The sequence below is a fragment of the Rothia sp. HMSC066H02 genome (assembly GCF_001814995.1).
Lineage (GTDB): Bacteria > Actinomycetota > Actinomycetes > Actinomycetales > Micrococcaceae > Rothia > Rothia mucilaginosa.
The window spans coordinates 223185-247997 of record NZ_KV818684.1; the positions used below are offsets into that span (position 1 = coordinate 223185).

General features: G+C 60.8%; 16 protein-coding genes and 1 tRNA gene. 15 read left to right on the top strand and 2 right to left on the bottom strand.

Translation table 11 applies throughout. From position 1 onward, the window contains the following. Positions 1-240: 240 nt before the first annotated feature. Positions 241-1206: a DUF6318 family protein gene (locus tag HMPREF2999_RS06290; RefSeq protein WP_070676613.1), complete on the bottom strand. Its 966-nt coding sequence runs from the start codon at positions 1204-1206 to the stop codon at positions 241-243. Positions 1207-1543: 337 nt separating this feature from the next. Beyond that, complete coding sequence (locus HMPREF2999_RS06295; RefSeq protein ID WP_070676611.1) at positions 1544-2479, bottom strand: DUF6318 family protein; 936 nt, start codon at positions 2477-2479, stop codon at positions 1544-1546. Between the two features lie 1467 nt (positions 2480-3946). On the opposite strand from HMPREF2999_RS06295, the gene ileS reads away from it, so the two are divergent. The 15 genes from ileS (at position 3947) to HMPREF2999_RS06375 (ending at position 24809) form a co-directional block, all read left to right on the top strand. Next, complete coding sequence (gene ileS, locus HMPREF2999_RS06300; protein ID WP_070676609.1) at positions 3947-7288, top strand: isoleucine--tRNA ligase; 3342 nt, start codon at positions 3947-3949, stop codon at positions 7286-7288. A gap of 132 nt (positions 7289-7420) precedes the next feature. Next, positions 7421-9082 (top strand): bifunctional folylpolyglutamate synthase/dihydrofolate synthase, encoded by a 1662-nt coding sequence (locus tag HMPREF2999_RS06305; RefSeq protein ID WP_070676607.1) that lies wholly within the window; start codon positions 7421-7423, stop codon positions 9080-9082. Positions 9083-9479: 397 nt separating this feature from the next. After that, entirely contained in the window at positions 9480-10157 is a 678-nt protein-coding gene (locus HMPREF2999_RS06310) for a TenA family protein (RefSeq protein ID WP_070676604.1), read from the top strand. 476 nt (positions 10158-10633) lie between these two features. Continuing rightward, complete coding sequence (locus HMPREF2999_RS06315; protein ID WP_070676602.1) at positions 10634-11296, top strand: vitamin K epoxide reductase family protein; 663 nt, start codon at positions 10634-10636, stop codon at positions 11294-11296. 327 nt (positions 11297-11623) lie between these two features. Continuing rightward, complete coding sequence (locus HMPREF2999_RS06320) at positions 11624-11863, top strand: nucleoside-diphosphate sugar epimerase (protein WP_070635093.1); 240 nt, start codon at positions 11624-11626, stop codon at positions 11861-11863. Positions 11864-12419: 556 nt separating this feature from the next. Beyond that, positions 12420-16229 carry an Rne/Rng family ribonuclease gene (locus tag HMPREF2999_RS06330; protein WP_070676598.1) on the top strand — a complete coding sequence of 1270 codons (3810 nt, stop codon included), beginning with the start codon at positions 12420-12422 and terminating at the stop codon, positions 16227-16229. A gap of 525 nt (positions 16230-16754) precedes the next feature. Continuing rightward, positions 16755-17066 carry a 50S ribosomal protein L21 gene (gene rplU / locus HMPREF2999_RS06335; RefSeq protein WP_070676596.1) on the top strand — a complete coding sequence of 104 codons (312 nt, stop codon included), beginning with the start codon at positions 16755-16757 and terminating at the stop codon, positions 17064-17066. 40 nt (positions 17067-17106) lie between these two features. Then, entirely contained in the window at positions 17107-17364 is a 258-nt protein-coding gene (rpmA, locus tag HMPREF2999_RS06340) for a 50S ribosomal protein L27 (RefSeq protein WP_005505766.1), read from the top strand. 196 nt (positions 17365-17560) lie between these two features. Then, the gene (gene obgE / locus HMPREF2999_RS06345) at positions 17561-19168 is read left to right on the top strand and encodes a GTPase ObgE (RefSeq protein ID WP_070676594.1); all 1608 of its coding nucleotides are present in this window, start codon (positions 17561-17563) and stop codon (positions 19166-19168) included. Between the two features lie 380 nt (positions 19169-19548). Then, complete coding sequence (gene nadD, locus HMPREF2999_RS06350) at positions 19549-20298, top strand: nicotinate-nucleotide adenylyltransferase (protein WP_049360451.1); 750 nt, start codon at positions 19549-19551, stop codon at positions 20296-20298. Continuing rightward, positions 20291-21352, top strand: a complete 1062-nt coding sequence (locus tag HMPREF2999_RS06355) for a sulfite reductase subunit alpha (protein ID WP_070676592.1) — start codon at positions 20291-20293, stop codon at positions 21350-21352. Before nadD ends, HMPREF2999_RS06355 begins: the two co-directional genes overlap by 8 nt. A gap of 66 nt (positions 21353-21418) precedes the next feature. Continuing rightward, entirely contained in the window at positions 21419-21856 is a 438-nt protein-coding gene (gene rsfS, locus HMPREF2999_RS06360) for a ribosome silencing factor (protein WP_044142238.1), read from the top strand. 183 nt (positions 21857-22039) lie between these two features. Beyond that, a tRNA-Ala gene (locus HMPREF2999_RS06365) sits at positions 22040-22112 on the top strand. Positions 22113-22223: 111 nt separating this feature from the next. Further along, entirely contained in the window at positions 22224-23204 is a 981-nt protein-coding gene (locus tag HMPREF2999_RS06370) for a cation diffusion facilitator family transporter (protein ID WP_070676590.1), read from the top strand. Positions 23205-23408: 204 nt separating this feature from the next. After that, positions 23409-24809 (top strand): glutaminase, encoded by a 1401-nt coding sequence (locus tag HMPREF2999_RS06375; protein ID WP_070676588.1) that lies wholly within the window; start codon positions 23409-23411, stop codon positions 24807-24809. Positions 24810-24813: the final 4 nt, after the last annotated feature.

Genomic DNA, 24813 nt, shown 5'->3' on the forward strand with positions numbered 1-24813 from the left:
GGTGCGCTAGATAGTATTGCGCAGCCCCGCATCCTTGGTTTTCCTAGTTGCCAAGGAGCGGGGCTGTTGCTGTGCCGGGTCATATTGCCGCGCCGGGAGCGCCGCGGAGCAAAAACAGCGGCACAAAAACATACGAAAGCGGGGCGGGTATCAGTTGATACCCGCCCCGCTTTCGTCAGGGGTATTGCTCTCAGATTCTAGTCTTGGAGCTTAGAGTCTCAAATCCTAGAGCCTCAGAGCCTAGACCTTGAAATCGCTGCTGCTACCGGAGCTAGAGCCACCGGAGCTGCCAGAGCCGCCACCGCTAGACTTGCTTGCCGAAGCCGATGAGGAGGGACCCTCAAAGACCTTGCGGAATTGGTCGCTGTACTGGGACACGAAGTACTCGCGGCTGGTCACGCGCCACTTGCCCTCGGCATACACCACATAGATAACGACATCCAGGGTGCTTGCCTTCTGAACCTCACCGGTGCCCTTCTGGTAGATGGTGTATTCCTTGACGACATCCCGGCAGGGGAACGCCACAACAGCCAAATCGGTAGAGGCAAGAGCCTTCCCGTCCTTATCGTCACGGATGCTCAGCTTGCTCTCGTAGTCCTTAGTCCAACCGCCCGCAGCGTAGAGCTTAGCAATAGCCTTCAGATTGTTGACCAGACCGCTGTCAGCGCCGTGGACCAGACCCTTGAGGTACTGCAGATCGCCGCTGTACATCGCGGCAATGTACGCGCTCTGGTAAGCGGCCAGGGTCTTGTAGGCGCCCTCGAGACTGACGGTACGCTGAGCCACCGTATCAATGACCGGAATCGGAACGTTCTTCGCGGGGGAGGTGTCGGTCGGCTCAACATAGTGCGCAATGGCGGGCTTGTACTCGTACTTGACGTCGCCAATGTACTTCTTATAGTCCTTCAAGAACTCGTCGGACGGAATAATCTTCGCGCTGTTACGGCTTGACGAAGACGAAGCGGATGCCGAAGCCGAGGCAGACTCAGAAGGCGAAGCCGAAGCTGAAGCCGAGGGGGAGGCGGAGGCGCTCGGGGAACCGGAGAAAGTATCGCCGGTACCGGTGGGGCGAATATCCTTGTTGAAAGCGCATCCGGCTAGAGCCAAAGCACCGGCGGTCAGACCGCCAAAAAGAACGGCGCGGCGGGTCAATCCGTTTCGGTCGTTAGCAGAGAAGCTGGCGTGTGCACTCGGCCGGAAGGACATGGTATCTCCTGAAAGTGGTTGATTGAGGTAGCTCGCTTCACAACGCTGTGATGCGTACGAAAGGATCCGCCTCATCGTTTTTTGTATGGTGCGCGGTACAGGGGGGTACCGGGATACGGGTGTGCCGGAGCGTGAACTGCGGCGGTATGAAGTATCCACTTCTTACTATAGAAGACTGGTTTTAAAACTTCGTCAAAAAACCCTGGACATTGTCTTTAAGACGCAATAACCCAAAGTCGGTGAGGTGCAGGGGGGTGCGCCTCCTCGACTTTGGGCTAGTGCATATGGAATTGATGAGACGGGCTGCTCTCGACTAGGGTATTAGACCCCTGCGGATTTAGACCTTAGTGGAGCCGCGACCCGAGGACGAAGAACCGCTAGAACCGGCAGAACTGGAACCTCCGGAGCCAGAAGAGTCGGAAGAGCCCTTGCCGCCATTCAGACGCTCGTTCAGATAATCGTTGCCGATTCGCCACCACTTACCCTCGGTGTAGAGCATCACGTGCGGAATGGCTACCTGAGTAATCGCCGGTATCTTGCGCTCGGTGCCATCCGGCTGATGGATGGCGGTGGCAGAATACTTGGCGTCCATCATGATTTCTACGTAGCCGTCACCGTTCTTCAGAGCGGTTCGAGGCTCCGTATTCCGCATGGAAATGCTGCACGTGAAGTCCATGTACCAGCCGTTCTGCTCATACAGTTCCTTGACTGCTTTAACCTCGTCGATGGCGCTCTTGTCTGCCGGGTAGGTCAGCTCAATCGCCTGATCCGCGTAGTGGCCATCCTTGAGTGCGGTGATCTGAGCACTGTAGTAGGCACGCAACGTCTCGTAGGCGCCCTGGAAGGTCGGTTCTTCACGGTGCGGAACGGTCTTGAGGGGCTTGGGTACGTTCTTCGCGGGGGAAGAATCCGTTGCGGGCTGGTACTCGCCCATGTATTCGCCGGTCAGCTTCAGGGGACCGGGGTACTTTTCCCAACCCTCAACGAGTGCATCCTCAGATACGGGTACGCGTGCCGCGCTGGATGAGCTGCTCTTAGCGCTTGCTGATGCGGTCGCCGAAGCAGACTGTGAAGCAGACGGTGAACTAGATGCAGAAGCGGAAGCGCTCGCGGAAGGGGTGGGGGAGCCTACCTTAGCTTTTGCTTCTTCGCTCAGCGGGCGAATATCGGAGGCGCAACCGGCCATGAGGGAAACCGCGCCACCGAGCAGCAGGGTACGGCGGCTCATTAGACGGGAAGCGGCGGAACGGGTGCTCGAAGAGGGTGAGAGCATCGGTGAACTCCTTGATTTTTTCCGAGGCGGGCTCGGGGCACCCGGCGGCGGGTGCGTGGTTGTATGGCATGTTGGGTGAGGTCGTGAAAGGGTGAAAACTGCAGGCGAATGCCGCGGTTTCAGTCCACATCCGGAAGTAACCTCGGGTGTACCTCACGCCGTGGGCGAGGGGTACTGGTGAACTCATCTTTGAGATTGCTGTACTGGGACTGCTGTGTTCACACCCCGGTGAGAGGGTAGATGCTATCGAATCATCATTGATGTGTTGCACGATTCATTTTAGACTATTTTGAACTCAAAATGCACGAAAATACACCTTAGTAATCCCTGAGAGCCTATGGGGCACTCAAGATCTCAATCACCGTAAAGTATTATGACCATGCTCTGTTGGCAGGGAGCTATTTGATGGAGATGGGTGCTTCGGTGAGAGGTGGCGCGCACGTTAAATTAAGTGATTTCAATCATATATATGGCCTGAAAAATGAAAGAGCCTCGTCCCGGTATTTGCGAAAGATAGGGGAGGGGAGAGCGGTTGGCTCAACCTTCTGGTCGTAAGAAAGTCTTCAAAAGCCCAGAAGAAATACCCGATTCAATAAGGGGAAACCCGCTCTATAGTCCCCAAATATGCACTCTATTCACCCGCTATGCATTGCTGGATCATTCAGAAAAACCGGTTCCCACACGGAATATTGAGGGGGTGAAAGCGTGCAGGGGTGAATATCTAGTGGAATTACATTGGTGTTCACCCCATATCTTGTGGTTGTATCGGCATTAATCCCGCAGGTTCCCTCAAAAAAATCGAAACCCACTTAAAGCAACACTGGGGGAATGTAAAAACATACATCCTTAAACACGCCCGAGTGCAGGGTGAGGCAAGACCCCTTAAACCCCCTACTCGCTCTAAATATCGCCGAACGAAGAACCATTCTGTTTTACGCCCCCGGCATCGGCACATCTGAAAAGTACTGTTCAAACCCACACCCCGCGGGGTTGCATACAGACACAAAAGCCACATAAACTATTAGTGTTTGCAACGACCCGGCCATCACCGGCGAGCAATTCGGAAGAACGGACCGCACCTGCGGGCACCCGCCAATCGCTGCGGCGAGGGTGTCTTAGCGGAAGAGATGTAGTCCCAGTAGAACCGGACGGTTAAGCCCGATATAGCTGTAATAAGCGACTGATACCCGCCCAACGCGCCGCTCTTCCGGTGGCTAGGTATCGCGGACACGCGACACCCCGCTAGCCCCGGGAGGGTTCGGTGCGTTGAGCTGTTAAATCAGTAAGCAAGGTGGTACCGCGCCGCATCCCGACCCCGGCACAACCCGGGCAAGTCAGCGATGCCCAGGCGTCCTTGCACCCGTCATGTCAATCCTCACCCGCTGAAACAGTGGGACGGCGAGTGCTACGTACCCTGTCGCCCCAACCTCTCAGCGTTGAGAACAACAGATAAGGGCGCACAAACACATGTCCCATGTTTACCCCAAGGCGAGCGCCTTCGAAGCCGCAGGAAGCGGCGTCACCGCATCGCCCAAGTTCCCCGCACTCGAAGAGGCAGTCCTCGACTACTGGAAGAAGGACAACACCTTCTCCGCATCCGTCGAGAACCGCCCCGCAGGCGAAAACGGTGAAAACGAATTCGTCTTCTACGACGGCCCTCCCTTCGCTAACGGCCTGCCCCACTACGGCCACCTGCTCACCGGCTACGCCAAGGACCTCGTCGCACGCTACCAGACCCAGCGCGGCCACAAGGTAGAACGCCGCTTCGGCTGGGACACCCACGGCCTGCCCGCAGAACTCGAGGCAATGAAGCAGCTCGGTATGACCGACAAGCGCGAAATCCTCGAAATGGGCATCGACAACTTCAACGACGCTGCCCGCGCATCCGTGCTCAAGTACACCAACGAGTGGGAAAAGTACGTCACCCGCCAGGCACGCTGGGTCGACTTCGAAAACGACTACAAGACCCTGAACGTCGAGTACATGGAGTCCGTCATCTGGGCGTTCAAGCGCCTCTACGACAAGGGCCTGACCTACCAGGGCTTCCGCGTGCTGCCCTACTGCTGGAAGGACGAGACCCCCCTCTCCAACCACGAGCTGCGCATGGACGACGATGTGTACAAGGACCGCCAGGACCAGACCGTCACCGTTGCATTCCGCCTCACCGCAGACACCGCCCTCGGTGCTGACGAGAAGGTCGCCGCAGAACTCGACGGCGTCGAAGCACTCGCATGGACCACCACCCCCTGGACCCTGCCCACCAACCAGGCGCTCGCAGTCGGACCCGAGATTGAATACTCCGTCGTACCCGGCGCAGGCAAGTTCGAGGGCCGCTCCTTCCTGATCGCCTCCGAGCTACTCGGCTCCTACGCCAAGGACCTCGGCTACGAAGGCGACCAGCCCGAAAAGGACGCAGACGCAGCCGTCACCGCACGCTACACCGGCTCCCAGCTCGAGCACGTGCGCTACACCCCGCTCTGGGACTACTTCGCAGACACCGAAAAGTGGGGTACCGAAACCTCCTGGCAGATCCTCGTCGCCGACTACGTCACCACCGGTGACGGTACCGGCATCGTCCACCAGGCACCCGCCTACGGTGAAGACGACCAGAAGGTCTGTGAAGGCTACGGCATCCCCGTGATCCTCTCCCTCGACGAAGGCGCAAAGTTCCTGAACCTCTTCGCCGAGCCCACCGCCTCCGGCTCTACCGCTCTGGCTGAGATTGCAGGCGTGCAGGCATTCGACGCGAACCGCACCATCATCAACGCCCTCAAGGCAGACGATGTGCTGATCCGCGAGAAGTCCTACGTGCACTCCTACCCGCACTGCTGGCGCTGCCGCACCCCGCTCATCTACCGTGCAATCACCTCCTGGTACGTGAAGGTCACCGACTTCAAGGACCGCATGTACGAGCTGAACAAGCAGATCAACTGGATCCCGGAAAACGTGAAGTACGGCCAGTTCGGCAAGTGGGTTGAGAACGCACGCGACTGGTCCATCTCCCGTAACCGCTTCTGGGGCTCCCCGATCCCCGTGTGGGTTTCGGACGACCCGAACTACCCGCGCATGGACGTGTACGGCTCCCTCGAAGAGCTCAAGGCAGACTTCGGCCGCCTGCCCCTGAACAAGGACGGCGAACCCGACCTGCACCGCCCGTACATTGACGAGCTGACCCGCCCGAACCCGGACGACCCGACCGGCAAGTCCACCATGCGCCGCGTGGAAGACGTGCTCGACGTCTGGTTCGACTCCGGCTCCATGCCCTACGCACAGGTGCACTACCCCTTCGAGAACCAGGAATGGTTCGAGAACCACTACCCGGCAGACTTCATCGTCGAGTACATCGGTCAGACCCGCGGCTGGTTCTACGTGCTGCACGTACTGGCCACCGCACTCTTCGACCGCCCCGCGTTCAAGAACGTCATCAGCCACGGTATTGTGCTCGGCTCGGACGGCCAGAAGATGTCCAAGTCCCTGCGTAACTACCCGGACGTCTCCGAGGTCCTCGACCGCGACGGCTCCGACGCGATGCGCTGGTTCCTGATGTCCTCCCCGATCCTGCGCGGCGGCAACCTGATTGTGACCGAGCAGGGCATCCGCGAGGGTGTTCGCCAGGTCATGCTGCCGCTGTGGAACGTCTACCACTTCTTCGCCCTGTACGCTAACGCCGCCAACAACGGCGAAGGCTACAGCGCAAAGCTCAAGTACGACTCGCAGCACGTGATGGACCGTTTCATCCTCGGCAAGACCCGCGAACTCATCGAGCAGGTCACCGCAGCGATGGACTCCTACGACATCTGGAACGCCTGCGAATCCCTGCGCCAGTACGCCGACGCACTGACCAACTGGTACGTGCGTCGCTCCCGCGAGCGCTTCTTCAACGAAGACACCGACGCATTCGACACCCTCTACACCGCACTGGTGACCGTGTCGAAGGTCGCCGCATCCCTGCTGCCGCTCAGCAGCGAGGAAATCTACCGCGGCCTCACCGGTGAACGCTCCGTGCACCTGGCTGACTGGCCCGAGGCATCCGCTTTCGCTGACGAGTCCGACCTGCTGGCTCTCATGCAGACCGTGCGTGAGGTCTGCTCCGCCGGTTCGGCACTGCGCAAGGAAAAGAAGATCCGCGTGCGCCAGCCGCTGCAGAAGATGACCGTGGCAATCGCACCCGAGCAGTTCGCAGCCCTGGGCACCGCTTTCGGCGAGAAGGGCGCGGAGTACTTCGCGAACATCGTCGAGGACGAGCTGAACCTGCGCCAGGTGGAGCTGGTCAGCGCCGACACCGTCGACCCCGCCGACTACGGCATCTCCCAGCAGCTGAAGGTCAACGCACGTGCGGCAGGTCCGCGCCTGGGCAAGCAGGTGCAGGTTGCCATTAAGGCATCCAAGTCCGGTGACTGGACCGTGACCGAGGACGGTACCGTCCTGGTCGGCGTGGCAGCTCTGGACGGTGGCCTGGCTCTGGAAGAGGGCGAATACGAGCTGGCAACCGTGGTTGCCGCTGACGCTGAGGGTGCTGAGCATACCGCGGCTGCGGTTCTGCCCGGCGGCTTCCTGGTCCTCAACATTGAGCTGACCGACGAGCTGGTTGCCGAGGGTATCGCCCGCGACACCATCCGCGCTATTCAGCAGGCACGTAAGGACGCCGACCTGAACGTTGCGGACCGCATCAACCTGAGCATCGCGGCACCGGAGGAAACTCTGGCCGCTCTGCGCGCCAACGAAGCACTGGTGACCGGCGAAACCCTCGCCGTGTCCCTGCTGCTGAGCGAAGCAGCCGAGCTGAGCATTAGCGTAGCCAAGGCATAAAACGCCTGAACCGTACGGCCGTCCCGCCCCCTTGATTGGGCGGGGCGGCCCGTTGTCTATCCCGCCGCACGGTTATCCCGCCGCACGGTGGGCCCCTGCCGGAACCGACCGGCTATCCCAGTGAGGAGAACAATGAGCGAGAAGAATTACCCCGCAATTCCCGACCCCGAGGGCGTGGAGCGGGTCTACGGTGAACTGCTGGCGCGAGCACCCGAAAACAAGATGGCGCCGCGCCTGGACGCTGTGGCGCGCGCCGTCGAAATCCTCGGCGACGTGCACCGTGCCGCGCCGGTCATCCACATCACCGGCACGAACGGCAAGACCAGCACCGCCCGCATGATTGAGGCGCTGCTGCTCGGCCACGACCTGCGCGTGGGCCGCTTTACCAGCCCGCACCTCGAAAGCGTCACCGAACGTATCTGCATTAACGGCGCGCCCGTACCGGACGCCACCTTCGTGCGCATTTGGGAGGAAATCGCCCCCTACCTGCAGATCGTGGACGCGGAGATGACCTCCCGCGGCGAGCCCGCCCTGACCTTCTTCGAGTCCATTACCGTACTCGCCTTCGCGATTTTCGCGGATGAGCCGGTGGACGTGGTGGTGCTCGAGGTCGGTATCGGCGGCACCTGGGACTCCACGAACGTTGCCGACGGTGTGGTTTCCGTGGTCACCCCGATCGGTCTGGACCACACCGACATGCTCGGCGAAACCCTCGCCGAGATTGCGACCGAAAAGTCCGGCATTATCAAGCCCGGCGGCTTCCTGATTTCTGCCGCACAGGACCCGGAAGCGGCGGACGTGCTGCTCGCCTCCGCCCGCGAGAAGGAAGCATCCTTCGCCTTTGAGGGCGTGGAGTTCGGGGTTGTCTCCCGTGAGCTTGCGGTTGGCGGTCAGCTGCTGACCCTGCGTGGCCTGGCGGGCGAGTACCCGGATGTGCCGCTGTCCCTGCACGGTGCGCATCAGGCGCAGAACGCCGTGGTGGCTCTCGCCGCCGTGGAGGCGTTCTTCGGCGGTCAGCGTCAGCTGCCCGAGGACGTGGTGCGTACCGCGTTTGAGACGGTACGCTCGCCGGGCCGTCTGGAGGTTGTGCGCACCGAGCCGCTGACCATCCTGGATGCGGGCCACAACCCGCACGGTGTGCGTGCGTCCGCGGCTGCGCTGACTGAGGCGTTCAAGCTGTCCCACCTGCATTCCGTGGTCGGTATTTTGGGTGAGAAGGATGCTCTGGGCATGTTTGAGACCATGCGCGAAGAGTACGTGGACGCTTCTGACGGTACCTTCCGCCTGTACCTGGCGGCGTCGGATTCGCCGCGTGCGATTGCGCCGGAGCGTCTGCACGAGTTGGCGCTGGATGCGGGCCTGGACGAAGACTCGATTGAGGTGTTTGAGCACCTGGACGAGGCGATTGCCACCGCCATGGAGAACGCCCTCTTTGAGCAGGAGTCGGCGGGTGTGCTGATTACCGGTTCGATTACTGTCATTGGTGAGGCACGTACCCTGCTGGCGGCGCATGAGCAGGCGAAGACCCCCGGCGGTGAGGCTGAAGAGCTGCCGGATGAGCTGGGCGCCGAGGGTGCCTATGCGGGTTCTGCGGGTGCGGCGTCGGCTTCGACCCTGGCTGCCGCGGCGGCTGCGGCTGCCTCTGCTGAGCCGGATGAGCTGCTGGACGGCATCATGGCTGAGCTGGGTGGCGAGTCAGCGGCGGGTTCTTCGCTGGAGGATTCGCTGGGTCTGCCGCTGGGCGATTCGTACACCGATGATTTCTTCGGTGACGATGACTCCGAAGACGAATAAAGCCCACTGAGGTTATTGATGAGAAGGCGGGGTGCCGCCCTCCGGCTAGTATTTCTAGTATTTACTGGCTGGGGGAGTGGCACCCCGTTTTTTCGTGCCCCCGCTTTTTATGCCTCTGCCCTCATGCCCCCACTCGAACGCATGATTTCTCACGTGTTCCCATGGGCTCTCACCTAACCCCAATCGCCCGAATTTGACCGGCATCATCCGCCCTCACCCACCCAAAAAATCGAAAAGAACGAAAATTTGCGGGCACCGGGGCGCAAAACCGGGCACGCCTTGGCGTCACGGTGCTATATTCGCTGAGGCGCCGGCCCCAACGCCTGAGGCCGCACCAACACACCCGCACACATACGCATACCAGCGACGGTATGCCACATAGTGAAAGGCACCCATCATGCCCGCACCCTTCACCGATTTGATTGGCACCGATTCGTTCACGGAGACGCTGCGCCAGGAGAACCTCGACACCTGGCTTTCCGCCACGAATCACCGCTTTGTTGCTGAGCTTTTTGACGGCTCGATCGCCCCGCAGGTCATGGCGGGGTACCTGGTGCAGGACTACCGTTTCCTCGATACCTTCCTCGCCCTGATTGGTGGCGCGATTGCTAACGCTGATACTCTCGCGGGTCGCCTGCGCTTGGCGCAGTTTGCCGGCGAGATTGCGGGCGATGAGAACACCTACTTCCTGCGTTGTTTTGAAACTCTCGGCGTGACTGAGCATCAGCGTGATTCCATGCCCGATACGGAGGCGACCACCGGCTTCAAGCGTCTCTTCCTCGACGCGGCGGCTAGCGGCAGCTACGCGGCGATCCTGTCGGTGCTGGTGGTTTGCGAGGGCCTGTACCTGGATTGGGCGTCGAAGGCTCCCGCCAAGCGTCCCGAATCGTTTGTGCACCACGAGTGGATTACCCTGCACGACTACCCGGAGTTCCGTGAGCTGGTTGATTTCCTGCGCCGCGAACTGGACCGTGTGGGCCCGTCGGATGCGCAGCGTGCCCGCGAGTTCTTTAGCCGCGCGGTGGAGCTGGAGCAGCTGTTCTTTGACGAGTCGTACACCCACCCGCTGCCCTAGGTAATACCGCCCTAAGTGATGCCCCGGATAAAGCCCTAGAAATATCCCGTTGAAACCCTCGGAAGGTTCCGCCCGCCGCTGAATTGCGGGCGCCTCCCGGGGGTTTTCGCGTGCTCAAGACGCCCCGAAAGTGCCCGGAACGAGCCCTGAAAGTGCCCCAAAAGTGTCCAGAAAACGCGCCCACCTGTGTAAAATAGCACGTCATAAAACGGAACATATAGGCTGATGGCGTGCCATTTGGCGGTGTGAGAGGCTAGGATAAATGGGGTACCGCTTCCGGGGTGCTGGCTATGCCGCGCCGGTACGTACCCGCTACTGCACGAGGTGAGGCGCACCCTTGAGGAACCTAACCGGCACCTCCTCAACCGTCCCCGGCGTCTGCCGCGTTGACGGTTGCATGCGCCCCTCAACACTACAGAGCTTAAGACGGTGCTGCTGGGACAGTACCACCGTAAAACACTATCTAAAGGAGTCGTATGAGTACCGCCGCATCGAGTACTACCGAGCCCACCCGCGCTGCAAAAGAAGCGCAGCACGGGCACGCGGGAACCCCGGGCAGCTACTCAGACCGACAGCTCGGATTCTGGCTGGTTGGCGCCGGCCTGATCGCACTCATTTCTTCAGCGATTCTGGTGTATGAGCGCCTGCAGATTTACATTGATGCCGGCCATTCTACGGTCTGCGATATCAACGCTCTGCTCAGCTGCGGCACGGTGATGCGCACCCCTCAGGCGGAGGCGTTCGGCTTCCCGAACCCGTTCATTGGTCTGGTGGGCTTCTCGATTGTGGTGACTATCGGTGCTGCGATCATGGCGGGCGCACGCTTCAAGAAGTGGTTCTGGGTGTGCATGAACATTGGTTTGGCGGCGGCGACCGCATTCATTATGTGGCTGTGGTACCAGACGACGTTCCAGATTAACGCCCTGTGCCTGTTCTGCATGATCGTGTGGGTTATGACCATCACGCTTTTTGTGAAGACCACGGTCCGCAATATTTCGGCGGGTGTTATTCCGGCGTCGCAGTCGATGCGCGAGAGCGCTCGCGGCTGGTCGTGGTTTGCGATTAGCCTGTGGCTGATTCTGATTTTCGGCATCATCGTGATCCGCTTCTTTGAGGTCATTGTGAATATGATGCGCTAAGCAGTTGAGGGCTGATGCCCCGAACATGCAATGCCCCGGTGCCTGTTGGTACTGGGGCGTTGTTGCGTCTGCGGGCGGGTGAGGCTGCGCAGAATATGCCGGGCTGATTGTGTCGGGCAGAATACGCCGGGCTGGGGCGCCGGGTAGCGGGGGAGGCGCCGGTGACTTTGCCGGCGGCGGTCAGCGGGGAGGCGGCGCGGGTGCGTATAATGGTCAGGTATATTCTTGAGCGGCGTCAGCTGGAGCCGTCCGCGGGTTTTGCCTGCGGCGTTGACTGCCTGCCGTTCTGCTGGACACTAGATTCTTGATACCCCTTCGAGGAGAACCGTGAAGACTGCCGGAATTGCCGCAATGGGCGTTGCTGCCGTTATTTTTCTGACTGCCCTGCTGTTGCTGACTGCCGGTCACTTCTCGCTGCTGTGGGTGATTCTGCTGGTTGTTTCTCCGTTTGTTTTCATTCTGGGCGTTCCGTTTGCGACCGGTTCCGGTCCGGAGTACCTGCCGACCGACCCGAAGCTTGCTCAGCAGGCTCGTGAGGCGCGCGATGCGGAGCTGGGTCTGGACTAGCCCCTCCTCGTAAGAACTTTTTGAAGCCGGGTGGTGCGTAGTGGCACGCCCGGCTTTGCTGTACCCGCGTGCTGGTTTGTGCATCTGGCTGTGGGGGAGTGATGCCCGGATAGGGCGCCGGGGTGGCTTAGAGGTACCCTCTACCGGGTATAATGGAACACGGTGTCTTGTGCGCCCCGCACGCGCATAAAGATCCCCACCAACGCATCGAGGGAGAGTACCCGAAGAGCGCCGGCTATAAGCCGCGGAGCATAACTGTCGCACCGCGCGGGCCGCCCGCCTCGGCGAAGAAACCCGAAGACCGGCAGGGCACCCAGGAAGGGTGTGAGCGTGCCGTGCTCGAGAGCGAGGTGGCTGTGACCGTCGCGGCGCGCTCTGCGTTCCGCCCGCTCGCCCCCCTACGGCAGAAGCACTGAACAAGATAGTGCCCGGTAGCGCCAATGAACGCGCGCCGTAGGGTGAGGCTTGAGCCGCGGTGACAGCAACTAGGCTTTGCGCTGTATGCGCGCTGTTAAAATCCTTGCGGTGCGGAGCAGGGTGTAACGAAAGAAGATTAATGTCTGACGAGAAGAACGTCGAACTTGGGGTTTTTGAGGCGCTGAACGCCCTCGCGGAGGAGAAGAACGCCTCTGCAGAGACCCGTGAAACTCTGCGTAAGAATGTTCGTGAGAGCTCTGACGCCCAGCAGGGTACTGAGCGCCGCCGTCCGGGTCGCCCGAAGAAGGAGAAGGCTCCTGAGGCTCCCCTGGATGAGGCGATTGCAGCTGGCCTGACCAACCTGCGTAACGCTAAGGCTAAGCACGCGCCGGCACCGAAGGTTGCCGCTCCCGCTGCGTCTGAGACCGAGGTTGCTTCTACCCTCGATAGCCTGTTTGAGGCTGCTGAAAAGAAGGCGGCTGAGCCTGTTGCTGAGGTGGAGCCTGCTGTGGAGAAGACCGCGAAGGTTGAAGAGATCGCCAAGGTTGAGAAGGTTGCTAAGACTGAGACCGTGGAGAAGACCGCCAAGGTCGAAGAGATTGCCAAGGTCGAGAAGGTGACCAAGGCAGAAAAGACCGAAGAAGCCGCAGAAGAGACTGCCGAAGCTGAATTCGTTGAGGGCGAGGCCGCAGCGGAAGCCGAGGTTGAATCCGAGGCAGAGGAGACTGAGACTGCCGAGAAGCAGGCTGAGAACACTGAGGCTGACTCCGCAGAGGCAGAGTCCGTAGCTGAAGCACCTGCATTTGAGGAACCTGCCGCCGAGGAGCCCGCAGAAGCTCCCGAGCCCGTAAAGACCATTAGCGACCTGCAGCGCGAAAAGCTGCAGGAGCTGCGCTCGCGTACCCCCATGGGTGCGATGCCGCTGTTCATGGCACCCGAGCCGGAGGAGCTGAGCGAGCTCGCTGTTGCCGCCAAACTGGAGCGTGAGGCACGCCGCGCCGCTGCCGAGGAGCAGAAGCGTAAGGAGCGCATGGAGCGCCGCCGTGAGGAGGCTGCCGCTGAGGCTGAGGTGACGAGCCACCGTCGCCGTCGCCGTCGCCGCGGTACCGAAGATATTGAGATTGAGGGCGGCGTTGATGACGACGTTGAGACCGTCACCAAGGTGCGTGCGCCGCGTCTGGCTGACTCTCACGCATCCAACACTGTGACCGGTGTGCGCGGTTCTACCCGCCTGGAGGCGAAGCGTGTGCGCCGCCGCGAGTCCCGCTCCCTGGGTCGCCGCCGCCACATCGTGACTGAGGCTGAGTTCTTGGCTCGCCGCGAGTCTGTGGACCGTCAGATGCTGGTTCGTCAGAAGGACGGCCGCATCCAGATTGGTGTGCTTGAGGACGGCGTGCTGGCTGAGCACTTCGTGTCCAAGACCCAGCAGGATTCCCTGATTGGCAACGTGTACCTTGGTAAGGTTCAGAACGTTCTGCCCTCCATGGAAGCTGCGTTCGTTGATATTGGACGCGGCCGCAACGCTGTGCTGTACGCGGGTGAGGTCAACTGGGATGTCACCGGTCTGGACGGTGCGCCCCGCAAGATCGAGAACGCCCTGAAGCCCGGCGATTCGGTTCTGGTGCAGGTCACCAAGGACCCGATTGGTCACAAGGGTGCCCGCCTGACCAGCCAGGTTTCCCTGCCCGGCCGCTTCCTGGTGTACGTGCCGGGTGGTTCGATGACCGGTATTTCCCGTAAGTTGCCCGACACCGAGCGTGCTCGCCTGAAGAAGATTCTGAAGGACAAGCTGCCCGAGGGTGCTGGCGTGATTGTTCGTACCGCGGCGGAGGGTGCTTCTGAGGAGGAGCTGACCCACGACATTAACCGTCTGCGTGCGCAGTGGGAAGAGATCCAGGAGAAGGCTAACTCCCGCAAGGTGCTGGCTCCGGAGATGCTCTACCAGGAGCCCGACCTGATGATTAAGACTGTGCGTGACGTCTTCAACGAGGACTTCACCGCGATGATCGTTCAGGGCGAGAACGCGTGGGATTCCATCGAGGCGTACGTGACGTATGTGGCGCCGGACCTGGTCTCCCGCCTGCAGCAGTGGGATTCCGCGGATGACCTCTTCGATCACTACCGCATTAACGAGCAGCTGGCGAAGGCACTGGACCGTAAGGTGTACCTGCCTTCGGGTGGTTCGCTGGTGATTGACCGTACCGAAGCCATGACCGTGGTGGACGTGAACACCGGTAAGTTCACCGGTAGCGGCGGCAACCTGGAAGAGACTGTCACCAAGAACAACCTGGAAGCTGCTGAGGAGATTGTCCGTCAGCTGCGTCTGCGCGATATCGGCGGCATTATCGTCATTGACTTCATTGACATGGTGCTTGAGTCGAACCGTGACCTGGTTCTGCGTCGCCTGATTGAGTGCCTGGGCCGTGACCGTACCAAGCATCAGGTGGCTGAGGTGACTTCGTTGGGTCTGGTTCAGATGACCCGTAAGCGTCTGGGTACCGGTCTGCTTGAGGTCTTCTCGGAGCCCTGTGAGCAGTGTGCCGGCCGTGGCCTGGTGGTTCACGATCAGCCGCTGAGCGGTCGTAGCGGTGGCGCTTCGGATTACATCCACCGCCATGAGCGTAATGACCGTAAGCGTAGCCGTGCCGCTGCCCGCGAGGATTCTCGTGACCAGCAGAAGCAGGATGCTCTGGAGTCGAAGAAGGCTGAGCGCCGTAACGCTATGGCTGCGGTGGCTGCCGCATCCGCTCAGAGCGAGGACGTTTCGGAGGAGACTGCTTCGACCCGCAAGAAGCGTAAGCGCCGTAAGCGTTCGCGCCGCGCGGAGACCGCTGAGCTTTCGCTTGAGCAGGAGATTCAGGGTATTGCCGAGGCCGCCAGCGAGCAGGCTCACGCGGAGGTTGCTCAGCGTGAGGACAAGGTCGCTGAGGTCACCGAGGGCAACTGGATTGGCGAGCAGGGCGGTTTCTCCCTGGAGCAGCTGGCGAGCGCGTTCGACCGCGTGGAGGAGTCCTCGCAGGACTCTGCTGAGGAGCGTTCTGACCAGGATCGTTCTGAGGAGCGTCGTTCGTCCAAGCGTGGCGAGAAGAAGTCTTCTCGTAACCGTAAGCGCCGCGAGCTGACCGATGCGGATATCGCTGCTGTGGAGGATTCCGGCGCGGGTGCGCTGGAGGACGAGCACCACGTTGACCCGGAGCTCGACCCGCGCTTTAGCCGCTCCTCGGATCGTTTTGAGGCGATTCGCGCCGGTGAGGCGAAGGCTCGTGCTTCTCAGAAGGCTGGCCGTCTTGCCCGCGCTGAGGGTGAGTCGTTCCGTTCGGGCCGTGAGGATCGTTCGGAGGAGCGTCGTTCGTCCAAGCGTCAGGACCGTGAGCAGCAGAACGCTGAGGCAACCTCCGCTGAGGTAAACTCGGGTGTGCAGAAGGCTCAGGAGTCCAAGCGTGTTGAGCGTGAGGACCTGCGCATTGAGGATGTTCGTGAGACTCCGCGTGCGTCCCGCCGCCGTGCTCGTCGTGCCGCTGATGAGAAGCGCGCCGAGAAGGCTGCTGAGCAGAGCGTGGCATCCGAGCAGGCACCCGCAAAGGCTGATAAGGTTGAGAAGTCTGAGCCTCGCACGGTCGTGACCGGCGTGATTGGTGCTCCGGCTGTGACCGGTGTGGTGGGCGCAGCTCCCGCAGCGGTTGAGACTCCGGTTGAGGAGGCTCAGAAGCCTGCCGCTCAGGTGCCCGGTTCGACCCCGCGTAAGCGTCGCACTCGCCGTGCGGCTTCGAGCGCCGGTGCCGGTGCTCAGGTCGTGACCGTGGACGCTTCCGAGCGTGCTGAGGGTTCCGTGGTTGCTTCCGCTTCTGTTGCGGATGTGGCTCCGGTGGCTGATGACGCTTCGGCTCCTGTCTTGTTCGGCATTGGCGTTGCCGCTGCCGACATTAAGCGTGAAGGTAAGGACGATTAGTCTTTAGCTTCCGATCATCGGAATTCCGATGGTGTGTGTATATGAGATAGCCTCGGTAGGGCGAGCCGGAACTTCCCTACCGAGGCTATTTTTTCTGTGCGTGTGCTGCGTCATTTTAAAGGCGCTACTAAGAGTGCGGTGCAGTATTAGAGGAGCATCACGTGCCGACTTCGAGTGTTCCGCAAAATTATCTATTGCGCGGCGCGTAGATCATGCCGTATCCTTAAGGACTGGTGTTTATCTCAGTGAAGCCCTATCGACGCAGGGCCAGCGGGAGACACCGCTCCCACCCGCATCGTCTTCGGCGCGGTCGAGTATTCGGCTGAGTCGAAACGTACGGGAGAGAGACACCACCGGTGAGCCTCGCGTGTTGGCTTCGGCGGGCAATCCCGCCGGAACGCACGGGCCGTTCCTCCTTATTCGCGGTCATTCGACTGGCGGGGGAGGGCGCACAGCAATGAAAGCGCAGGCTGCTCATTCGTGTGAGATTCAAGAAGCAAGTTGTCGAGAAAAGTGAGTCCCATAGTGGCATACGCGATTGTACGCGCTGGCGGCCGCCAGGAGAAGGTTTCCGTAGGCGACCTCGTTACCCTTGACCGTGTTGCAGGCGAGCCCGGCAACACCATCGAGCTGCCCGTGCTGCTGCTCGTCGACGGTGACAAGGTCACCGCTGACGCAAAGTCCCTGGCTTCCGCCAAGGTTGTTGCTGAGAAGGTTGAGGACCTGCGCGGTCCGAAGATCGTTATTCAGAAGTACAAGAACAAGACCGGTTACAAGAAGCGTCAGGGCTTCCGCGCCGAGCTGACCACCGTCAAGATTACCGCTATCAACGCGTAATTAAGACGACCGGAATTCAACCCTAAGGTAGGAATACAGAATGGCACACAAGAAGGGCGCAAGCTCCACCCGTAACGGCCGTGACTCGAACCCCCAGTACCTCGGTGTTAAGCGCTACGGCGGCCAGTCCGTCAACGCAGGCGAGATTCTCGTTCGCCAGCGCGGCACCCACTTCCACCCCGGCCTGAACGTTGGCCGCGGTGGCGACGACACCCTGTTCGCTCTGGCAGCAGGCACCGTCGAATTCGGTACCCGCAAGGGCCGCAAGGTCGTTAACATCCTGGCAGCAGCTGAGTAATACTCACCGCTAGGGCAGAGGGGGTAGGCGTTAGTCTACCCCCTCTCGCTATGACCTCGAATGCCGTGGACGCCCGTGCTGGGCTCCACGATGAGGCGCGCACCCCAACCCGGTCGCGCCTGCCGCCGCATCCGCAGCATGATTGGTGTGTGCCGTGCGGTGGCGAAGTGAAGATTTTCCAAGATAAGGAGAACCCGTGGCAGAATTCGTGGACCGCGTGGTCTTGCATGTATCTGGCGGTCGCGGAGGTAACGGCTGCGTCTCCGTGCGACGTGAAAAGTTTAAGCCCCTGGGCGGCCCTAACGGCGGTAACGGTGGTAATGGTGGCGCGGTGATTCTGCGCGTGGATAACCAGACCACGACCCTGCTGGAGTACCACCACAGCCCGCACCAGCACGCCCCGAATGGCGATATTGGTCGTGGCGATATGCACCACGGCTTTAACGGTGAGGACCTGGTTCTGACCGTGCCGCAGGGTACTGTGGTGAAGGACCGCGAGGGTAATGTTTTGGCTGACCTGCTGCGTGTGGGCGACGAGTATGTTGCTGCCCGTGGCGGTATGGGCGGTCTGGGTAACGCTGCGTTGGCTTCGGCTAAGCGTAAGGCTCCCGGTTTTGCTCTGCTGGGCACCCCCGGCGAAGAGGCTGATATTGTTCTGGAGCTCAAGTCCATTGCGGATGTGGCTCTGGTAGGTTACCCGTCGGCGGGTAAGTCTTCGTTGATTGCTGCGATTTCTGCGGCGCGTCCGAAGATTGCTGACTACCCGTTCACCACTTTGATCCCGAACCTGGGTGTGGTGCAGGCGGGCGATGTTCGCTACACCGTCGCGGATGTTCCCGGTCTGATTGAGGGCGCTTCGGAGGGCCGCGGTCTGGGCCACCGCTTCCTGCGCCATGTGGAGCGTTCTTCGGCTCTGGTGCACGTGATTGACTGCGCTACTTTGGAGCCGGGCCGCGACCCGATCAGTGACTTTGAGGTAATCCGCGGCGAGCTGCAGAACTATGAGGTTGACCCGACTGCGGGTGTGACCGTGCCGCTGCATGAGCGTCCGCAGATTGTGGTGCTCAATAAGATTGACGTTCCTGAGGCTCGTGAGCTGGCTGAGTTTGTTCGCCCCGAGTTTGAGGAGATGGGCTTCAAGGTCTTCGAGATTTCGACTGCTTCCCATGAGGGTCTGAAGTCCCTGATCTTTGCGATGGCAAAGCTCGTGGAGGAGGACCGCGTGGCTCGTGCCGCTGCCGAGAAGGAAGCGGAGCGCGTGGTTGTTGAGGCTCCTGTGGTTCGCCCGAAGGGCTTCCGCGGTAAGAAGAAGCAGGAGTTCACTATTCGCCGCGAGGAGCGTAACCTTGAGCCGCTGTTCCGCGTGATTGGTGAGAAGCCTGAGCGTTGGATTCAGCAGACTGACTTCAATAATGATGAGGCTGTCGGCTACCTGGCGGACCGCCTGGCGCGCCTGGGCGTTGAGGATGAGCTGTTCAAGGCTGGTGCTCGTGCCGGTGACGCCGTGGTGATTGGTGAGAACGACAACTCGGTGATCTTCGATTGGGAGCCGACCATGGTCGGTGGCGCTGAGTTGCTGTCCTCCCCGCGTGGTACGGACGCTCGTCTGGAAGAGATCATTCGCCCGACTCGTGCGCAGAAGCGTGTGGAGTACAAGGAGCGTATGGACGCGAAGGCGGAGGCTCGTGCCGAGCTGGAGTCCGAGCGCGCTGCCGGCGTGTGGACCGAGTCGGTTGAGTACCGCAAGAAGTTGAAGGAAGGCAAGGTCGACGAGAATATCGACATGCCGAACGTCGACGACTAATAGCTCAGCGTAGCTGTTGCCTAGACAGCTGTTTCATAGACAGTGAATGGTGCCGCGTACCGGGGTTTGGCTCCGGTGCGCGGCGCTTTCTTGTGCGCGGTGCTTTCTTGTAGGTTCTGTGGTTGCCGCTCGTGCCGGATGTGCGTGTCGGAACACGCGGGTGAGCCTGTGGTCGGGCGTGCTGGCTGGGTATTCCACTGGCGGCTTAGCTCACCCCCGTCATTTCGGTTTTTTTGACCGTAAGCAGGTAGCATAGAGGGGAATGTACGCGGGCACCTTTTTCGGTGTTGCGTACCTTCTGTGTACCTGCCCGCATCCGCGCCTGTAGTGGCTTTTTAGCTGCCGTGGTGCGGTCTCTGTCCCCAGCAAGGACGGCATTTGTGACTGACCAGCCTGTTCACCTTGATTTTGGTGCTCCGAGCACCGAGTCGATTCCCCCGCGCACTCCCGGTCGGGTGCGTCTGGGCGTGATGGGTGGAACCTTCGACCCGATTCACCACGGACACCTGGTGGCAGCTAGTGAAGTTGCTGCCGTGTTCGACCTGGATGAGGTCGTGTTCGTTCCGACCGGTCAGCCCTGGCAGAAGGTGGGGGAGCGGCACGTGAGTGACGCTGAGCATCGCTACCTGATGACGGTGATTGCGACCGCGTCGAACCCGCGTTTTACGGTGAGCCGTATTGATATTGACCGTGGCGGCGCCACCTACACCTTTGATACGCTTAACGAGCTGCGCGCCCTGCGCCCGGATGCTGACCTGTTCTTCATTACCGGCGCGGACGCGATTAGCCAGATTATGACCTGGCGTAATGCCCATAAGCTGTGGGATTTGGCGACTTTTGTGGGCGTGACCCGCCCCGATCACGATCTGGATCCGCCGCTGGCAGAGGGTCGTCATATTACGACTCTGAAGATTCCTGCGATGGCGATTTCTTCGACCGATATTCGTCGCCGCGCAGCTGAAGATGCCCCCATCTGGTACCTGGTGCCGGATGGTGTGGTGCAGTACATTGCTAAGTACGGCCTGTACAAGAAGGACGCTTTGACGGCGTACCGTGACGGCTTGCCTCACGTGAAAGATGAGTCTGGGCAGGCACCCCAATCTACGAATAATGAGGGAACACATGAGTGAAGCTACGGGTTCGAAGCCCTATAGCGAGGACGAAGCGTACCTCTACGAGACGTACGTGACCGAGGACGGCATTGAGGTGCCGCCGCCTACTAAGGTGATGGGTCCGCGCCGTCTTGCCCGCTACCGTGAAGAAGTTGCCGAGTACCTGCGTGCAGCCCGCCGCGGTGAGCCCGCGAAACCTGTTGCGAATATGGGCTCCGTGATTCATGCGGACGCTATTGACCCGCAGGTTCTGGCTGTTCAGCGTCGTTTTGCGGCGCTGGCGGCGCAGGGCAAGATTGACACTGAGGCGAACGATGAGGAGAAGCTGCACGAGCCTGCTCCTCTGACCAGTAGCCTGCGTGTTCTGCGCCCCGAAGAGATCGCGCAGAACCGTGTGGATGCGACCAGCCCCTCCGCGGTGGATAACCCGATGACTTCTTCGATCCCGGTCATTGCCGTGGTCAAGGAGGAGAAGCCGGAACCCGAGCTGCACCAGTACCTGGTGCGCGATGAGCCGAAGGTTGAGGAGCTGGACAGCTCCGTCGCTGAGGTCGAGGAGACCGAGGTTGCTTCCGTTGAGGAAGAGACCGTTGAGGTTGCTGAGGTTGAAGAGTCTGCTGACGAGCTGCCCACCCGCGTGAGTGCAGTGAACGCGCAGGGTCTTGACCTGAGCGTGCTGGATAGCGCCTCCGCTGGTGACACCGTGGATTCGGTGGACGGCGACCCGACCGTTGCTCTGAGCCCGGATGAGGTTGAGGAGCTGCTGCAGCGCATGGTGGATCGTCAGGATCCCGAAGAGTCGCTCGGCGAGGAGACTGCTGAAGAGTCCGAAGAGGATTCTGAGGATGAAGAGTCCAAGTCTGCTGAGTCGAAGTCGGCTGAGTCCAAGTCTGCTCCGGTGCCTTCTGCTGAGGCTTCGAAGGAAGCTGATGAGTCTGCTTCTGAGAGCGCTGTTGAGAAGGCTGAAGAGGTTCTGCAGCCTGCGCAGAAGGCCTCCCTGGCGTGGCTGTGGATTGTGCTGCTGCTCGCCCTGGTCGTTGTTGGTCTGATTATGATTTTTGGCCCTAAGTAGGCCGTGAACAATGCACCCCTGTTGCGGGTGCTGCCGGCGGGTGTTCTGTCGGCAAGGAAGGAAAATATGACTGCTGCACAGTCCTCGGTTGAGGCTCTGCGCATTGCCGCCCGCGCTGCGGAGGAGAAGCAGGGAACGAACCTGTTCGCTGTGGATGCATCCGACGCGATGGGTCTGATTGATGGCTTCCTGGTGGTTTCTGCCCACAATGAGCGCCTCGTGAACGCTGTTGCGGATGAGGTTGAGGACGCTCTGCGTGAGCAGGCTGACCTGAAGCCGGTCCGCCGTGAGGGTCGTTCCTCGGGTCGTTGGATTCTGCTGGACTTCGGCGATATTGTCGTGCATGTTCAGCATGAGGAGGACCGCGAGTTCTACGCTCTGGATCGTCTGTGGGCTGAGGCCCCGCGTATTGAGCTGGGCGTTGAGAACGAGGCTCCCTTCGACATTGAGGGTGAGACTGAGGAAGATGCTGCACGCATCATTCCCGCTCAGGATGAGGCGTAGGCTTCTGCTTGATTTTTAGCTGATGAGGGGTGGGCTCTGCTGGCGCTGTATGGTGCCGCGGGGTCCGCCCTTCTTGCTTAGCCGCCGGGAACTTTTTGGATTTTTGGGTGCGCTGGTTTGCATCGCTGTCCGTGGTGTGTGTAATATATTCATGTTGCCTCGTTGAGGTCACTAACAGAATATGGGGATATGGCGCAGCTGGTAGCGCACCTGCATGGCATGCAGGGGGTCAGGGGTTCGAGTCCCCTTATCTCCACGTTTTCCTCGGTTGAGGAGCTTTTCGCCCGGTTCTTGTGAATCGGGCGATTTTGCTATCTGCCGATAACTCTCGATAGTCAACAACGCATTCATAGTTGAGGAGAAGCGTATGGGAGCGCACGCACACCACGGCCACCACGGCCACCACGGGCATCATCATGGGCACGATCATTCGCATGCCCCGAGCCCGGAGGACGCCGCCTCCATGCGTCCGCGCCTGCTGATTGCGTTCAGCTTGGCGGTCGTTATTGTGTTGGCGCAGGCGATTGGTTCGTTGGTCACGGGAAGTCTTGCGCTGCTGACCGATACGGCGCATGCCATTACGGACGCGTCCGGACTGCTGGTAGCGCTCACGGCGGCTTCGCTAATGACGCGCCCGGCAACTTCTCGCCGCACGTGGGGTTTCCGCCGCATTGAGGTGCTTGCCGCCCTCGGGCAGTCGGTGCTGCTGTTGGCGGTGGGTATCTACACGGCGGTGGAGGGCGTGCATCGCCTGTTCGCCCCGCCGGAGGTGCCCGGCACCGAACTGCTGATTTTTGGTGTGGTTGGCCTGGTGGCGAACGCTATTGGTATTGCGGTGCTGGCTACGGCGAGGAACGCGAACTTCAATATGCGTGCCGCGTTCCTGGAGGTGCTCAATGACGCCCTGGGTTCGCTGGGTGTGATTGTGGCGGCTATCGTGATTTGGCTGACCGGCTTCTACCAGGCGGACGCCCTGGCGGGTCTGTTCATTGCGGCGCTGATTGTGCCGCGTGCGATGCGCCTGATGAAGCAGACGACTGCGGTGCTCATGGAGTTCACCCCGGACGGCCTGGATTTGGACGCGATGCGTGAGCACATGCTGCGCGTCGACGGTGTGGTGGAAGTGCACGATGTGCACGCCTCGATGGTGGCGACGGGTTTGCCGGTCGTGACCGCGCACGTGGTGGTTGCGGATTCTTGCTTCCGCGACGGGTCTGCGGTGGCGATTCTGGATCGTATTCGCTCCTGCGTGGCGAGCCATTTTGAGGTGTCGGTGGAGCACTCGACCTTCCAGCTGGAGACCGCCGAGTTGGGTGGCCAGGAGCCGCAGTCGGTCCGCCACCCCTAGCCGGCTTTACGTCCCCGGCACCCAGAACCCGGTCGTGCGCGCGGGCGCCGCGCGTTAGCCCACGCTGTCCACTCCGTCGTCATTCTCGGCAGTAGTTGGTAGCTTTTGGCGGCAAAAGATACACTCGTAGATGGGGTATGCCCGGGTTCTCCGGCGCATCCGGGAACGTACCCCGAACACCGAATCAGCATCACGGAGGAGACCATGCATTCACCCATCGCCACGTACCTCACTGAGTCCCTGACGACGGTCGTCTCCGATACCTCCGGGGAGCTGGCGAACTACATTCCCGAGCTGGCCGCCGTGGACCCGGATAAGCTGGCCGCATCCATCGTGATGGTGGACGGCGAGCAGTACGCCGCCGGTGACAGCGACGTGGAGTTCACGATCCAGTCGATTTCCAAGCCCTTCGTGTACGCGCTGGCCCTGGCTGACCGCGGCTTTGACGATGTGCTGGCGAAGGTCGGCGTTGAGCCCTCGGGCGAGCCCTTCAACGAGCTGTCCCTGGAGGACGGCTCGGGCAAGCCGCTGAACCCCATGATTAACGCCGGCGCTATTACCACCCATTCGCTGGTGGGCCCTCCCGGTGCGACTCAGGGCGAGCGCATGGAGCGCGTCATTTCGGGTCTGTCGGCCTTTGCGGGCCGCCGACTGTCGGTGAATGAGCGCGTGTACGAATCCGAGCTAGAGCACGCGCACCGCAACTACGCGATTGCGCACATGCTGCGCGGCCACGGCATCCTGACCGGTGACCCGACTGTGGCGGTGCAGGGTTATACCCGCCAGTGCTCGCTGATGGTGACGGTCAAGGATTTGGCGTTGATGGCGGCGACTTTGGCGAACTATGGTGTGCATCCGGTGACGGGTGAGCAGGTGGTTCCTAAGACTGTGGTGCGTCAGGTGCTGAGCGTCATGTTCACGTGCGGCATGTATAACTCTGCGGGTGACTGGGCGACCCAGGTGGGTGTTCCGGCGAAGAGCGGCGTGGGCGGCGGCATCATTGGTGCGGTGCCCGGTCAGCTGGGTGTGGCAACGTTCTCGCCGCGCCTTGACGGTCACGGTAACAGTGTGCGCGGTGTGGAGCTGTTCGAGCAGTTCTCGGATGACATGGGCATGCACGTGATGAACGTGCCGACCGTGGCTCGTTCGGCGTTGCGCGCGAACTACCAGATCGGTTCGGGTGATGAGTCTATGCGTCTGATTCAGTTGCAGGGCCGCATCCGTTTTGCGGGTGTGGAGCGCGTGATTCGTGAGATTGTGGAATCCCCGATGGAGGGTTCCAAGGTTGCCCTGGATGTGACGCGCGTGTACGCGGTGGATGAGGTCGCTCAGAGCATGCTCCTGGAGCTGATGCGTCGCCTGCGGAATGACGGGTACAAGGTGTACCTGATTGATAATGACGAGACGATCACGAATACGGATGCGCTGCGCAGCATGGGCGTGAAGGTTCTGACGAACCCGGCGGCGGTGACTTCTGCTGAGTCGGATGCTGAGCGTGTGGCTGAGGCGGACGCCGAAGAAGCTGCGGAGGCTGCGGCTCTGGAGGCACTGAATGCGTTGGAATCCGCTAAGTCGGAGCAGCCGGAAGCTTCGGAGTCCGAGTAGGTTT